A 14551-nucleotide genomic window follows, 5' to 3' on the forward strand; every position below is an offset into this window, starting at 1 on the left:
ATAGTGCCGCCCAAAGCAAGGGGGCGCTATGGCTGGGATCAGGGTAGGACTCGTCGGCTGCGGCTTCGTGTCGGAGCTGCACATGTATGCGTTCCGGCGCGTCTATGGCGTGGACGTCGAAGTCGCGGCGGTGGCCGCGCGCGGCGACCGCGTCGTCGAATTCGCCGGCCGTCACACCATCCCGCGGGTTTATCGCAGCTTTGCCGATTTGATCGCCGACCGCGAGATCGACGTCGTCGACATCTGCACGCCGCCGAATCTTCATGCCGAAATGATCGTCGCGGCGATGCAGGCCGGCAAGCACGTGATCTGCGAAAAGCCGTTCGCCGGCTATTTCGGCCGCGACGGCGACCAGCCGCCGATCGGCAAGCGCGTGCCGAAGGCGCTGATGTATGAGCGCGTGCTGGAGGAGATGGACAAGACGCGCGCCGCGATCGAGCGCAGCGGAAAGCTCTTCATGTATGCCGAGGACTGGATCTATGCGCCCGCGGTGACCAAGACCGCGGAGATCATCAGGGCGACGAAGGACAAGATCCTGTTCATGAAGGGCGAGGAGAGCCATTCCGGCTCGCACGCGGCCCATGCCGCGCAATGGGCGATGACCGGCGGCGGCTCGCTGATCCGCATGGGCTGTCATCCGCTCTCGGCCGTGCTGTACCTGAAGCAGGTCGAAGCCAAGGCGCGCGGCGAGAGCATCCGCGTGGCCAGCGTCACCGGCGATGTCGGCAACGTCACAGCCGGCCTCAAGCCGGAGGAGCGCACCACCATCAAGGCCAATCCCGTCGATGTCGAGGACTGGGGCACGCTGACAGCGACGTTCTCGGACGGCACCAAGGCCACCGTGTTCTCCGGCGACATGATCATGGGCGGCGTGCGCAATCTGGTCGAGACCTACACGTCCGGCGGCTCGCTGTTCGCCAACATCACCCCGAACACTCATCTGATGAGCTACCAGACCTCCGAGGAGAAGCTCGCCAGCGTCTACATCACCGAAAAAGTCGACCGCAAGACCGGCTGGCAATATGTCTGCCTCGAGGAGGAATGGACGCGCGGCTATTTGCAGGAGATCCAGGACTTCATGGAATGCGTCGCGAGCGGGCGGCAGCCGCTGTCCGACCTCGCGCTCGCCTATGAGACGATCAAGGTGAACTACGCCGGGTACTGGGCCGCGGAGGAGGGGCGACGGGTGGTGTTGTGAAGCAGCTCATCACCGCAGCGGAGGTGTGCTCCCTCTCCCCGCAAGCGGGGAGAGGCGAAGTGCCTACGCCCCGTAGGTCGAGCCCTTCGGCAGCGGGAACACCGGGTCTTGCGTCCGGATGTTGGTCGGCCACACCACCGAGATGTGCTCGCCCGCGTTCTGCATCACCACCGGGGTCGAGCGTTCGTTCTGGCCGGACAGCGGCGTGCCCGGCGGGAAGAATTTCACGCCATAGCCCTGGATGGTGCCGCCGGCGGGGATGTCGACGTCGAGCGCCGCCTTGCGGATGGCTTCGGGCTCGAAGCTGCCGTACTTCTCCTTGGCCACCGGCAGCACGTTGTTGAGCAGCACCCAGGTCTGGTTGAAGCCCATCGAGCAGTGCGGCGGCACGTCGGTGGCGCCGGTCTTGGTCTGGTAGCGCGAGACCATGGTCTTGATCAGCTCACCCATGCCCGGCGCGAGCTTTGCCGCATCGAGCAGCTGCGCCGGCACCGGGTCGATGTTGCAGAAATTGTCGATGTCGGGACCGAAGGTGGCGCGCAGCTTGTCGAGCTGGCTGTAGCCGGCGCCGGCCCCGAACAGCATCTTGAAGCGCAATCCGCTCTCGCGGGCCTGACGCAGGAACAGGGTGATGTCGGGGTTGTAGCCGGCATGCGAGATCACATCGACCTTGGCCCGCTTGAGCTTGGTGACGAGCACCGAGAGGTCGGGCGCGGACGCCGAATAGCCCTCGCGCATCGCCACCTGGATGCCGGCCTGCTTGGCATAGGCCTCGTCGGCAGCGGCGACGCCGACGCCATAGGGGCCGTCCTCGTGGATCAGCGCGACCTTGACGTCCTTTGCCTCCATGCCGAGCTTGCCTTGCGCATGCTCGGCGATGAAGCCGGCGAAGGCCTGGCCGTACTGGTCGGAATGGATCTGCGCGCGAAACACGTATTGCAGGTTCTTGTCCTTGAACACGGCGGTCGAGACCGCGGTCGTGATCCAGAGGATCTTCTTCTGCTGCTCGACCTTCGCCGCCATCGGCACCGCATGCGCGCTGGAATAGACGCCGTTGATGATGTCGATCTTCTCCTGGCTGATCAGCCGCTCGGCCTCGTTGATGGCGACGTCGGCCTTGCTCTGGGAATCCGCCGCGACCGGCACGATCTTGGTCTTGCCGCCGATGCCGCCCTTCTCGTTGACGAGGTCGATGGCGATCTGCGCGCCGACCGAGGAGGCGACCGAGCCGCCGGCAGCGAACGGGCCGGTGAGGTCGTAGATCAGGCCGATCCGCAAATTCTCGGCCTGCGCCTGGGCCCTGGTCCAATCGAGGCTGAGTGTGGCGGCGGCAGCCGCCGTACCCTTCAGCAGCTGCCTGCGTGAAGTCGGCATCCTATCCTCCCTCAAAAACCGTCTTATGATTGGTTGTTATCTTTTCGCGAAGTATGCGGAGCGGGACGGCGGAAAGTCAACATCGCGAAAGTCGGGGTCCGTCAGTAGCGCCATAGAACGCAATTGCGAAATGACCGCGAGGCGACCGCATCCGACAATCGTCGCGCTACTGCTTCAAGCGCCGCGCCAGATAATGCGCGGTTTTTCCGCCGGCCTTGGCAACCTGGTCCGGCGTTCCCGATGCGACGATGCGGCCACCCTCGTCGCCGGCACCGGGGCCGAGATCGATGATCCAGTCGCTGTGCGCCACGACGTCCATATCGTGCTCGACCACGACGATGCTGTTGCCGGCGTCCACGATCCGCTCCAGCTGCGCGATCAGCCGCTCGACATCCCGGGGATGCAGACCGGTGGTCGGCTCGTCCAGGACATAGAGCGTATGGCCGCGTTGCGGACGCATCAGCTCGGTCGCCAGCTTGATGCGCTGGGCTTCGCCGCCGGACAGTTCGGTGGCGGACTGGCCGAGGCGGATATAGCCGAGGCCGACCTCGCGAACCACCGACAGCGACCGGCTCAGCGCGGCATCGCCCTCGAAGAACTCGAAGGCTTCGTCGACGCGCATCGCCAGCACATCCGCGATGGATTTTCCGCGGATTGTCACCTCGAGCGTCTTGTCGTTGTAGCGGGCGCCCTTGCAGGTCGGGCAGGGCGCGTAGACGCTGGGCAGGAACAAGAGCTCGACACAGACGAAGCCTTCGCCCTCGCAGGTCGCGCATCGTCCCTTCGCGACATTGAACGAGAAGCGTCCGGCATCGTAGCGGCGGGACTTTGCCTGCGGCGTTGCCGCGAACAGTTTTCGGACATGATCGAACAGGCCGGTGTAGGTCGCAAGATTGGATCGCGGGGTGCGGCCGATCGGCTTCTGATCGACGACGACGAGGCGGTTGATTTGGTCAAGGCCGGCAACGATCCTGCCGCCCAGTGTCTCGACCGTTGGGGCCAAGCTGTCGTCGTCGGCGTCAGTGGCGAGCGTATGGCCGAGATGCGCGGCAACGGTATCGACGAGGAATTGGCTGATCAGGCTCGATTTGCCGGAGCCCGACACGCCGGTGATGCCGGTGATGACACCGAGCGGGATGTCGACGTCGAGGCCGCGCAAATTGTTGCGGACCACGCCGCGGAGCTTCAGATGTCCCTTCGGCTCGCGGCGCACCGTCGGCAGCTTCTGTCGCGGACGTGCGAGGTAATGCGCGGTTCGCGATTGCGCGATGTCACCGAGCCCTTCCGGTGGCCCGCTGTAGAGGATGAGCCCGCCGCCGTCGCCGGCGTCAGGCCCGACATCCACCAGCCAATCGGCGTGGCTGATCACCTCGATCTCGTGCTCGACCACGAAGATCGAGTTGCCGGCGTGCTTCAGTCGGTCCAGCGCCCGCAGCAGCGCCTCGGTGTCGGCGGGATGCAGGCCCGCTGACGGCTCGTCGAGCACGTAGACGACGCCGAACAGGTTCGAGCGGACCTGCGTCGCGAGGCGCAGCCGCTGCAACTCGCCCGGCGACAGCGTCGGCGTGCTGCGTTCGCAGGCGAGATAGCCGAGGCCGAGGTCGAGCAGGACGGCGAGGCGCGCCGACAGATCCTCGCAGATCCGCCTGGCGACGACGGTCTTCTCCGATCTGTCTGTCGAGGCTTCTGCGAACGGCTTGACCAATTCCTGCAATTGCTTGAGCGGCAGGTGCGACATCTCGGCGATGTTAAGGCCGGCGAACCTGACCTTGAGGGCCTCGGGCTTGAGCCTTGTGCCGTGGCAGGTCGGGCAATCCCGCGTGATCATGAATTGCGCGACGCGGCGCTTCATCATCGCGCTCTCGGACTTGGCGTAGGTTTGCATCACGTAGCGCTTGGCGCCGGTGAACGTGCCCTGGTAGCTCGGCTCCTCCTTGCGGCGCAGGGCGCGCTTGACCTCGGCAGCGTCATAGCCGGCATAAACCGGCACGGTCGGCTGTTCATCCGTAAACAGGATCCAGTCGCGGTCTTTTTTAGGAAGTTCGCGCCAGGGCTTGTCCACGTCGTAGCCGAGCGTCGTCAGGATGTCCCGGAGGTTCTGCCCTTGCCAGGCGCTCGGCCAGGCCGCGACGGCGCGCTCGCGGATCGTCCTGGTGTCGTCGGGCACCATCGACTTCTCGGTCACGTCGAGCATCCGGCCGATGCCGTGGCAGGTCGGGCACGCCCCCTCGGGCGTGTTCGGCGAGAACGCTTCCGCATAGAGCATCGGCTGTCCCCGCGGGTAATCGCCGGCGCGCGAATAGAGCATCCTCAGCAGGTTCGAGATGGTGGTGACGCTGCCGACGGACGACCGCGTCGTCGGTGCCCCGCGTTGCTGCTGGAGCGCAACGGCGGGCGGCAGGCCTTCGATGTCGTCGACTTCAGGGACTTGCATCTGGTGGAACAGCCGCCGCGCGTAGGGCGACACCGACTCCAGATAGCGCCGCTGCGCCTCGGCGTAGATCGTTCCGAAGGCGAGCGAGGATTTCCCGGAGCCCGACACGCCCGTGAACACGACGAGGGCGTTGCGGGGAATGCGAACGTCGACGTTTCTCAGGTTGTGCTCGCGCGCGCCCCGGACGTGAACGAAGCCGTCGTCCTGGGTCAGGCTCTCAGTCTGCTTTGGTCGATCATCCATCTCGCGCCTCTAACCCACACGGGGGGTAACGACAAGATCGTAGGATGGGTCCTCCGGTGCCAGCGTGGGCTTTGGTTTCTGCACAAAGCGAAGGCCCGCCGCGGTAAACGCGACGGGCCCTGCTGGATGTGTTGGCTTGCCGGTGCCGACCGGACTCTCGCCGCACCTCAGACGATGAAATCCCTGGCGTTGAGATCGGCGGCGTGGATGCCGTCCAGCGTGATCGTGTCGTTGTCGGTCAGGTGGATCACCGCATTTCTGGAGCTGTCGTCGCTGATCAGGCTTTTCAGCTCGGCCCAGCTTGCAAAGTCGTAAGCGTGGACGTTGATCACATCGTGCTCCAGCGCCGTGCTGCCGGCCGCCTTGTTGCCCTGGTCGAAATCGTTGATCACGTCCTGGCCCGAGCCGGCGTTGAACACGAACAGATCGTTGTTCGGCCCGCCCCACAGCTGATCATTGCCGCCCCCGCCGTTCAGGAGGTCGCGGCCGCCGGTGATCGAGCCGGCCGCGGAAGGCGCGTAGGTGTTGGCGTCACCATACAGCCGGTCGCCGCGATCGCTGCCCATGAGGATGTCGTTGCCGCCATGCGCGCTGCCTGACATGCTCGAGGCATCGCCGAACAGGGTGATCGACGTCGAGTCAGGGTTGCCGGCGACGGCTGCGATCAGGATGTCGTCCCCGCCGCGGGCATTGTCGCTCATGTAGTCGCTGTCGCCGAGGAGCGATGCACCGCCGGACCGCGCATCGGCGCCGACGGTGTAGATGAGGATGTCGTTGCCGCCGCGTGCATCGCCGGTCATGGTCACCAAGGCATCACCTGATATCGACGCGTTGCCAGAGACGCCGGCCTGGACCACGCTGACGATGTCGTTGCCGCCTTCAGCGTTGCCGCTCATGAGCGATCCGGAATCGCCGCTGAACGCGCCATACGATCTGTCGCCCATCTCTGCCGTGATGAGGTCATTGCCGCCCTTGGCGTCGTCTCTCATCGCGATCTCGGCGTCGCCGGAGAGATAGACGCTCGCATAGGTCGTGTTCGAGGCCTCGACGTGCAGCAGGTCGTTACCGCCATGGGCCTGATCGGACATGATCTGCGCGTCGCCGTCAAAAGACACATAGGGCAAGCGACCCTCGACCGTCGCAACCAGAAGGTCGTTGCCGCCATGCGATCGGCCCTCCAGGATCGACTCGTCACCGACGAACAGCAGGCTGCTGGGTCCGCCATCGACTGTTGCGATCATGATGTCGTTACCGCCGCGGCCGTCGACCGGCAGGCCGGGGTCTCCGAACGCGATCACGAGTTCCTCACTTCCGACACTGACGATGATCGTGTCGTTTGGCATATGGCGCATCGCGTAGGCTCCCAGTCCATGTCAGGCGCGGATCGCGCCGAGCATCATGCCCGCGCACCGCGCTGCGGCCTTGCCGCGTCACGCATCATCTTTGGTTTGATGGCGGAGATTGGCCTGCGATGCAGCTTGATTGCGGCCGAGGAACCGCATCGGAGGATGCGCGTCGTCAAGCTGTCATGAAACGCAGGTGCGCCGGCATGTTTGCGGCCATCGATCCAGCGGATAATGCCGCAGACAAGCAGCAGGGCGCCGGCGGTGATTGCCGGCGCCCTGCTTTGACTTGCCTCGTCTCAGCCGGGCCCTGCGCCTTGCGTCGCCGTGAACACCGCGTAGAGCGACTGGCTCGCGGCCATGAACAGGCGGTTGCGCTTGGGGCCGCCGAAGGTGATGTTGCCGCACACCTCCGGCAGGCGGATGCGGCCGAGCAGCTTGCCCTCCGGTGACCACACCGTCACGCCGTTGTAGCCGACGGCGCGGCCGGCATTGCTGGAGGCCCAGACATTGCCGTTGACGTCGCAGCGCACCCCGTCCGGCCCGCACTTCACGCCGTCAATCACGCAATCGCTGAACTTCTTGGGGTTGGCGAGCTTGTTGTCAGCTCCGACGTCGAACACGAAGATCTCGCCCTTGCCGCCCGGGCCGCTGTCGCCCGGCCCTTTGCCGGTCGAGGCGACGTAGAGCTTCTTGTAATCAGGCGAGAAGCACAGCCCGTTGGGATCGGGCACCTGCTCCTCGGTGACGACGAGGTCGATGCGGCCCGAGGGGTCGATGCGATAGCAATTGGTCGGCAGCTCGCGCTTGCCCGGCTGGAAGCCGGCCGGCTGTCCGATCCGCGGATTGAGCTTGCCGCCCGCATTGCTCGGACCGCCCGCCGCGTCCGGCTCGCCTTCGTAGAGTTGACCGCCATAGGGTGGATCGGTGAACCAGTAACTGCCGTCGGGATGCGCGACGACGTCGTTCGGCGAGTTCAGCTTCTTGCCGTTGTAATTGTCGCAGAGCACGGTGGCGGTGCCGTCATGCTCGTAGCGCGTCACCCGGCGGGTCAGGTGCTCGCAGGAGAGCTGGCGCCCCTGGAAGTCGAACGAGTTGCCGTTGGAATTGTTGGACGGCGTGCGAAACACGCTGACGCGGCCGTCGTCCTCGCTCCAGCGCATCTGCCGGTTGTTGGGAATGTCGCTCCACAGCAGATATCTTCCTTGCGCGCTCCAGGCCGGGCCCTCGGCCCACAGCACGCCGGTGTAGAGACGCTTGATCGCGGTGTTGGGCTGCGCCAGGTCGTTGAAGGAGGGATCGACCGCGAGGATGTCGGGGTCCCAGAAATAGGTGGTGGGCGCGCCGTGCGGGCCGAAATCGCGCGGCGGGGTGGTGATGGTGGTCGGCGGTGCGGCGGGACCGGTCTGCGCCAGCGCGGGGCCGGCGACGGTGGCGGCTGCGCCAAGCGCGAGCCCCCGGACAAGTGTTCGTCGTGAAAGCGCAGCATCCTGTTCACGCTGCTCGTGATCATGAGCTGCGTGGTCACGAGCCTCTTGGCGTGTCATCGCGTCCTCCCAATGATGTTCGCTGGCCGGTTGATCCGGCCGAGCGGAAGCGGAGGTTAATGCGGTCCGCCGCCGGTTGCGAGAGGAATAGAATTCTTCCGTGCGGTTGTGAGCCGCAATGTCGTCATATTCGAATGCGCTGAAGAAAAAGCCGTGTCGAAGCCATGATTTCGCGCGGATTGCCACGCAAGAACCGGCCGGTCAGATGCACGGAGTTGAATGTGGGTGGCGTCATCGTATTGATCGTGTTGCTTGGGATCGCGTTCGCGGCCGGCTATTTCACGCGTGATCACATCTCCAGCAAACGACGCGCGGAAGCCCGCCGCTGGCGCGAATATTCCGAGCCGGATTGGCTTGCCGCCAACGCGCCCGCCAACACCAACGAGGTCGCGAGCGTGATCACGGCAATCCCTGTCGTCACCGGCGAGCTCGGCCAGATGCTGACCCGCTGGGAAAGCAGAGCCCGCGCCCGCCGCGCGGGATAGGGCGAAGCTTGGAGGTTCTCGTAGCCCGGATGGAGCGCAAGCGTAATCCGGGACGGCTCGCCCGGCATTTTGCACTGTCCCGGATTGTGCTTCGCTCCATCCGGGCTACGGGACTGTGCCTGTGTCGCCTGCTGTCAATCCACGCGCACAAAAATATTCCACTTTACCGAAATTCGGTTTCGGCGTATGTGTCGTCCATCCCGGCTCACCAAGAGGGGCGATCTTGTGTCGTCACGCATCGCGAGCCGGGCTTGCGGTGGACGCGGCAGCGTCGGCACGAGAGGCGCGGGCAGGGCGGGTAGTCCCTGTGAGCCCGAGGCTTCGTGCGACGAGCGGCGCTGCTAGGCTTCGTCTCGTCTGTAAGTTTCCGGCTTCGTCGACAGGGCCCGGAAAAACTGCGGCGAAATGGCGGGCCGTGCGTACGGCAAAACCGTGTGGTCCTGGCCGTCGTTGCTACGGTCAAGCTCTTGCGGAGGTGCGAGCGAGCCCAACCGGGCAGACTGCATCATCCAATTCGCGGGGCGAGGGAGGCCAGAAGGAATGGTCGGCTCCCGGGAGATCACGGCATAAGCCGTCCAGCCACTGCGCAGGGAAGGCCGAGTGATCGGCACCACCTGTATGCTGCTGTGCGGTCTATCTTGCGCATTATTCGCGCAGCAGACCGTGGGTGCGAGCTGGCACCCGGCCTTCCCTGCGCCCTCTTGGCTTTAGAGGGTGGAGCGACCAAGCAAAGCTCGGGCGAATTGCGCCGCGAGGACGCGAAGGTGTGTCCCCACTCACTGCACTCGTGCCCCGGACGCAGCGCAGCGCCCGCGGCGATGCGAAGCATCGTCGGGGGTGGTGCGCTGCTGAGCCGGGGCCCATCTATCCGCGTTGTGCCGCGCCGCCGACTGGGATCCCGGCTCTGCGCAGCAACGCTTCGCGTTGCAGCGCGTCCGGGACACGAGACCCCGCAACCAGGTCAGGCCCCCTGACCATCTTTTGGCGTTGCAGTTGCTGCTATTTCTCGTCTAGAAACGGGTCACTGAGCCTCCCGGCAACCAACCGTCAACGGTTTTGGCCGAGGATTTGTGGGCTCAAAAGGGTCTGGCAATGCTGATTCGCGGCCAAATCGATGGGATTTCGGGGGAGGTGGCTCTGGCCGCCGCCACGATCCCGGCCGCGCTGCTGCCCACCCTCCTGATTGGCGGGCTTCTTCTTAGCTGCCCCTGAGGGCCGGCTGGGCGCCATGCGCCTGGGCGCTCAGGGGTTGGTCGAGATCACCGGACACCTCAAGCGCCAAGGGCTAAAATGGTCTGAACGGCGCAAAAGCTCAAAAGGAAATCTGAAATGGCCACCGTGAACAAGTCCGAGAAGGACCGCGTCATCATTTTCGACACCACGCTGCGCGACGGCGAGCAGTGTCCCGGCGCCACCATGACCTTCGAGGAAAAGCTCGAGGTCGCCGAGCTCTTGGACGATATGGGCGTCGACGTCATCGAAGCCGGCTTCCCGATCACCTCCGAAGGTGACTTCCAGGCCGTCAGCGAGATCGCCCGCCGCTCCAAGAACGCCGTCATCGCCGGCCTGTCGCGCGCCCATCCGGCCGACATCGACCGCTGCGCCGAGGCGGTGAAGTTCGCCAAGCGCGGCCGCGTCCACACCGTGATCGCGACCTCGCCGTTGCACATGCGGGTGAAGCTGAACAAGACCCCGGAGCAGGTGCTCGAGACCTCGGTCGCGATGGTCGCACGCGCCCGCAACCAGATCGACGACGTCGAATGGTCGGCCGAGGACGGCACCCGCAGCGAGATGGATTTCCTGTGCCGCATCGTCGAGGCCGTGATCAAGGCCGGCGCCACCACGGTGAACATTCCCGACACCGTCGGCTACACGGTGCCGGAGGAATACACCCACTTCATGAAGACGCTGATCGAGCGCGTGCCGAACTCCGACAAGGCGGTGTTCTCCGTGCACTGCCATAACGACCTCGGCATGGCGGTCGCGAACTCGCTGGCCGGCATCGTGGGCGGTGCGCGCCAGGTGGAATGCACCGTCAACGGCATCGGCGAGCGCGCCGGCAACGCTGCGCTCGAAGAGATCGTGATGGCGATCAACGTCCGCAACGACAAATTCCCCTACTGGAACAAGATCGACACCACGCAGCTCACCCGCGCCTCGAAGGTGGTCTCGGCGGCAACCTCGTTTCCCGTCCAGTACAACAAGGCGATCGTCGGCCGGAACGCGTTCGCGCATGAGAGCGGCATCCACCAGGACGGCGTGCTGAAGGACGCCTCCACCTACGAGATCATGCGGCCCGAGATGGTCGGCCTGAAGCAGTCCTCGCTGGTGCTCGGCAAGCATTCCGGCCGCCACGCCTTCGTGCACAAGCTGGAGGAGATGGGCTACAAGCTCGGCCCCAACCAGCTGGAAGATGCGTTCACGCGGATGAAGGCGCTGGCCGACCGCAAGAAGGACATCTACGACGAGGACATCGAGGCGCTGGTCGACGGCGAGATGGCGGCTTCCCACGACCGCATCAAGCTGACCTCGCTGACCGTGATCGCCGGCACCCATGGCCCGCAGCGCGCGACCATGAAGCTCGACGTCGACGGCCAGATCAAGATCGAGGAGGCCGAGGGCAACGGTCCTGTGGACGCGGTGTTCAACTGCATCAAGCGCCTGGTCCCGCACGAGGCCAAGCTGGAGCTGTATCAGGTCCACGCGGTGACCGAAGGCACGGACGCGCAGGCGGAGGTGTCGGTGCGGCTGTCGCAGGAGGGGCGTTCGATGACGGCGCGCGCGGCGGATCCGGATACGCTGGTCGCCTCGGCCAAAGCCTATCTCGGCGCGCTCAACAAGATCGTCATGAAGCGCCAGCGCGACACTGTGACGACGGCGGCTGCGAGCTGACTTCTTCGCCTCTCCCGCTTGCGGGAGAGGCCGACGCCCGGAGGGCGGCGGGTGAGGGTTCTCTCCTCACGGGGAATATCCCACTGAGGAGACACCCTCTCCCCAACCCTCTCCCGCAAGCGGGAGAGGGGGCGCAGCGGTGCTCGCGGGCTTCATCATGAATAGCTGCCCTGCGAAGGGCCAATAGCGGCTCAATGCGTGAGCCGCTATTGATGCTTCCGGCTTCGGAATAGGCGCCCGCATCGGGCAGCCCAAGAGAACAACAGGGAGAGATCATGCGCACCTTCGCGATCGCCGCGTCCATCGCGGCACTGGCGCTCGGACTTGCCGGGTCGGCCTCGGCCCAATCGCCGATCATCATCAAGTTCAGCCACGTCGTCGCCACCGACACGCCGAAGGGCAAGGGGGCGGAGAAGTTCAAGGAGCTCGCCGAGAGGTACACCGCCGGCAAGGTCAAGGTCGAGGTCTATCCGAACTCGACGCTGTACAAGGACAAGGAAGAGCTCGAGGCGCTCCAGCTCGGCAGCGTGCAGATGCTGGCGCCGTCCAACTCCAAATTCGGACCGCTCGGCATCCGCGAGTTCGAGGTGTTCGATCTGCCCTACATCCTGCCCGACCTGAAGACGCTGCGAAAGGTGACGGAAGGCCCGCTCGGCACGCGGCTGCTCAAGCTGCTGGATGCCAAGGGCATCACCGGCCTCGCCTATTGGGACAACGGCTTCAAGCAGATGAGCGCCAACAAGAAGCTGGTCGCGCCCGCCGACTATCAGGGCGTCAAGTTCCGCATCCAGTCCTCGCGCGTGCTGCAGGCCCAGTTCAAGGCGCTCAGCTCGCTGCCGCAGGTGATGGCGTTCTCGGAAGTCTACCAGGCGCTCCAGACCGGCGTGGTCGACGGCCAGGAGAACACCTGGTCGAACATCTATACCCAGAAGATGCACGAGGTGCAGAAGTACATCACCGAGACCAATCACGGCTACATCGGCTACGTCGTGATCGTGAACAAGAAGTTCTGGGACGACCTGCCGGCCGACATCCGCGACCAGCTGACCAAGGCGATGAAGGAAGCGACCGATTTCGGCAATGCGCAGTCGCAGAAGGAAAACGACGACGCGCTCGCCGAGATCAAGAAGAGCGGCAAGAGCGAGATCATCAAGCTCACGGCGGAGCAGAGCGAGGCGATGCGCAAGGCGATGGAGCCGGTCTACAAGGATGCCGCCGGCCGCATCGGCCAGCCGCTGATCGACGAATTCCTCAAGGAAGCCAAGAGCGCCACGAACTGAGCGGCCACGAACTGAGCAATTCGAACGACGAACGAAGGCTTCCGTGCGTTCTGCACGGAAGCCTTTTTGTTGCGGATGATTTCCGAGTTGCGGCTGGAGGTAAAATCGGGCGTTACAATCCTGGCAAGGGCGCACTTCCTGTCCAAGTTGTAAGTTGCGTGTCCGCCGGGTCGCGCCCATCTTCAGGGACATCCTTCCAGAGGAGGTCCGGATGAGGAAGTTCACCATCGCCGCCATCGCCGTGCTCAGCATCGCCGGCTCGGGCGCGGTCTATGCCCAATATCATCGCCCGTGGATGGAGCACATCCGCCACATCCGCATGAACCCGGAAGACCGCGCCGCTTTTGTCGACGCGCGGATCGCCGCCGTCCATGCCGGGCTGAAGCTCAACGCCGATCAGGAGAAACTGTGGCCGCCGGTCGAGGCTGCCGTGCGCGAATTCGCCAAGCTGCGCATCGACCGCGCCAATGCGCGGATGAATGCCGGTCCCGGTGACGCCGGCAAGGACGCCGACAGGCCGGAGGATCCGGTCGCCCGCCTGCGCCAGCGCGCCGAGGACATGGGCGCGACCTCGGCGGCCCTGAAGAAGATCGCCGATGCCGCCGACCCCCTCTACAAGACCCTGGACGAGGGCCAGAAGCGGCGCCTCGCCGTGCTGACCCGCCACCGCGGCCCGTTCGGCGGCGGCGAAGACGGCCCGCACCGCCACTTCATGGAACGCGGCATGGACCGCATGATGGAGCGCGGCATGGAGCACTTCCATCGTGACCGTTTCGACCGCGATGGCGGCCCCGACCGGGATCGCGAGGGCCGGCTCTGAACGGGACTGGATTTTGCGACGATTGACCCTGGAGAAGCCGCTGGAATCCAGCGGCTTTTCGCTTTCTGGGGACTGTGGAAAAACCTTCATTGCATCGCTTGCCAGACCCGGATCGCTTTGCTAAACGACCGACCTCGCAAGGCACTAACCGCCTTTCGGGCGCATAGCTCAGTTGGTAGAGCAGCTGACTCTTAATCAGCGGGTCCCAGGTTCGAGCCCTGGTGCGCCCACCATCCTTAAGAGACTGGCCCGCAAGGGCTTTTTTAAATTCCTCGGCAGGGCAAACCGGGTCTCGTGCGACGCTTTTAGCGGTCGCGCGCCGTGCGACGGGTCGGATAATCTGGCTGACCCTGTGCCTGAGCTTTCGGAATGACTCGAAACACAGAACGCGAGATTGGCGGCGCGCTGCGCGACCCTGGGGCTTGGGGGCGCAGTGGCCATTGCTGTCGCGTGCGGTCTGCGCATCCAGCCATCCCGCTAATGCGCGCGCTTGCGCTGATCGACCGCTCGAGCGCACTGCGCCTTATTCTCCTCATCGAGAGGAAGAGGGGCGAACAGCCTGTCGGCGCTCTTAATCAGTTCGGCGTCAAGTCGCTGTGCCCGGACAATTGCCTGGCGCGCGTTGTCGCGCGCGAGAAAGCCGAAAATGGCGACGGCCAGGGCTCAAGGACAGCTTCAGTTGGGTCGCACCATTTAGGGGATCAGCAATGAAACAGCAGCGCGCCGAGCGCGCAAATTAACAATCGTGCCTGTTGCGAGCAATTGTTGAGACTGTTGCTTCCGTGCTTCCCGCTCCATTGATGGGCGGCGCTTCGACTTCCAGCCGAGCCGACCACCCAAAGGCAAGCCGGACCATCTCGCGGACCGCGCGCATCTCGGATGTGGCGTGCACGATGTTGTCGGCCTGCACGGCTCATGATCCCAGTGGGCCGGCT

The 14551-nt window shown here is 64.8% G+C and carries 9 protein-coding genes and 1 tRNA gene; 6 read left to right on the forward strand and 4 right to left on the reverse strand.

What is annotated here, in order from left to right; all coding sequences use genetic code 11:
• Positions 1–28 precede the first annotated feature (28 nt).
• Positions 29–1198: a Gfo/Idh/MocA family protein gene (locus tag AABA84_RS09905; RefSeq protein ID WP_338311968.1), complete on the forward strand. Its 1170-nt coding sequence runs from the start codon at positions 29–31 to the stop codon at positions 1196–1198.
• A 63-nt stretch (positions 1199–1261) separates the two neighbouring features.
• On the opposite strand, the gene AABA84_RS09910 is transcribed toward AABA84_RS09905, so the two are convergent.
• The 4 genes from AABA84_RS09910 to AABA84_RS09925 all read right to left on the reverse strand — a co-directional run bounded on the left by AABA84_RS09910 (position 1262) and on the right by AABA84_RS09925 (position 8139).
• Entirely contained in the window at positions 1262–2572 is a 1311-nt protein-coding gene (locus tag AABA84_RS09910) for an ABC transporter substrate-binding protein (protein WP_338311969.1), read from the reverse strand.
• Positions 2573–2738: 166 nt separating this feature from the next.
• On the reverse strand, positions 2739–5249 hold the full coding sequence (uvrA, locus tag AABA84_RS09915; RefSeq protein ID WP_338311970.1) for an excinuclease ABC subunit UvrA: 2511 nt from the start codon (positions 5247–5249) through the stop codon (positions 2739–2741).
• A 167-nt stretch (positions 5250–5416) separates the two neighbouring features.
• Positions 5417–6601, reverse strand: a complete 1185-nt coding sequence (locus AABA84_RS09920) for a calcium-binding protein (RefSeq protein WP_338311971.1) — start codon at positions 6599–6601, stop codon at positions 5417–5419.
• Between the two features lie 290 nt (positions 6602–6891).
• Complete coding sequence (locus AABA84_RS09925; protein WP_338311972.1) at positions 6892–8139, reverse strand: SMP-30/gluconolactonase/LRE family protein; 1248 nt, start codon at positions 8137–8139, stop codon at positions 6892–6894.
• A gap of 221 nt (positions 8140–8360) precedes the next feature.
• Here AABA84_RS09925 and AABA84_RS09930 point away from each other — a divergent pair, with 221 nt between their 5' ends.
• From AABA84_RS09930 to AABA84_RS09950, 5 genes are all read left to right on the forward strand, one after another.
• Complete coding sequence (locus tag AABA84_RS09930; protein ID WP_212249733.1) at positions 8361–8624, forward strand: hypothetical protein; 264 nt, start codon at positions 8361–8363, stop codon at positions 8622–8624.
• Positions 8625–9953: 1329 nt separating this feature from the next.
• Entirely contained in the window at positions 9954–11516 is a 1563-nt protein-coding gene (locus AABA84_RS09935) for a 2-isopropylmalate synthase (protein WP_212253480.1), read from the forward strand.
• Positions 11517–11791: 275 nt separating this feature from the next.
• Positions 11792–12796, forward strand: a complete 1005-nt coding sequence (locus AABA84_RS09940; protein ID WP_212253478.1) for a TRAP transporter substrate-binding protein — start codon at positions 11792–11794, stop codon at positions 12794–12796.
• A 211-nt stretch (positions 12797–13007) separates the two neighbouring features.
• On the forward strand, positions 13008–13616 hold the full coding sequence (locus tag AABA84_RS09945) for a Spy/CpxP family protein refolding chaperone (protein WP_038951211.1): 609 nt from the start codon (positions 13008–13010) through the stop codon (positions 13614–13616).
• Between the two features lie 157 nt (positions 13617–13773).
• Positions 13774–13849 (forward strand) — tRNA-Lys (locus AABA84_RS09950).
• Positions 13850–14551 lie beyond the last annotated feature (702 nt).

The sequence above is a fragment of the Bradyrhizobium sp. TM239 genome (assembly GCF_036247985.1).
In the GTDB taxonomy this organism is placed as follows: domain Bacteria; phylum Pseudomonadota; class Alphaproteobacteria; order Rhizobiales; family Xanthobacteraceae; genus Bradyrhizobium; species Bradyrhizobium ottawaense.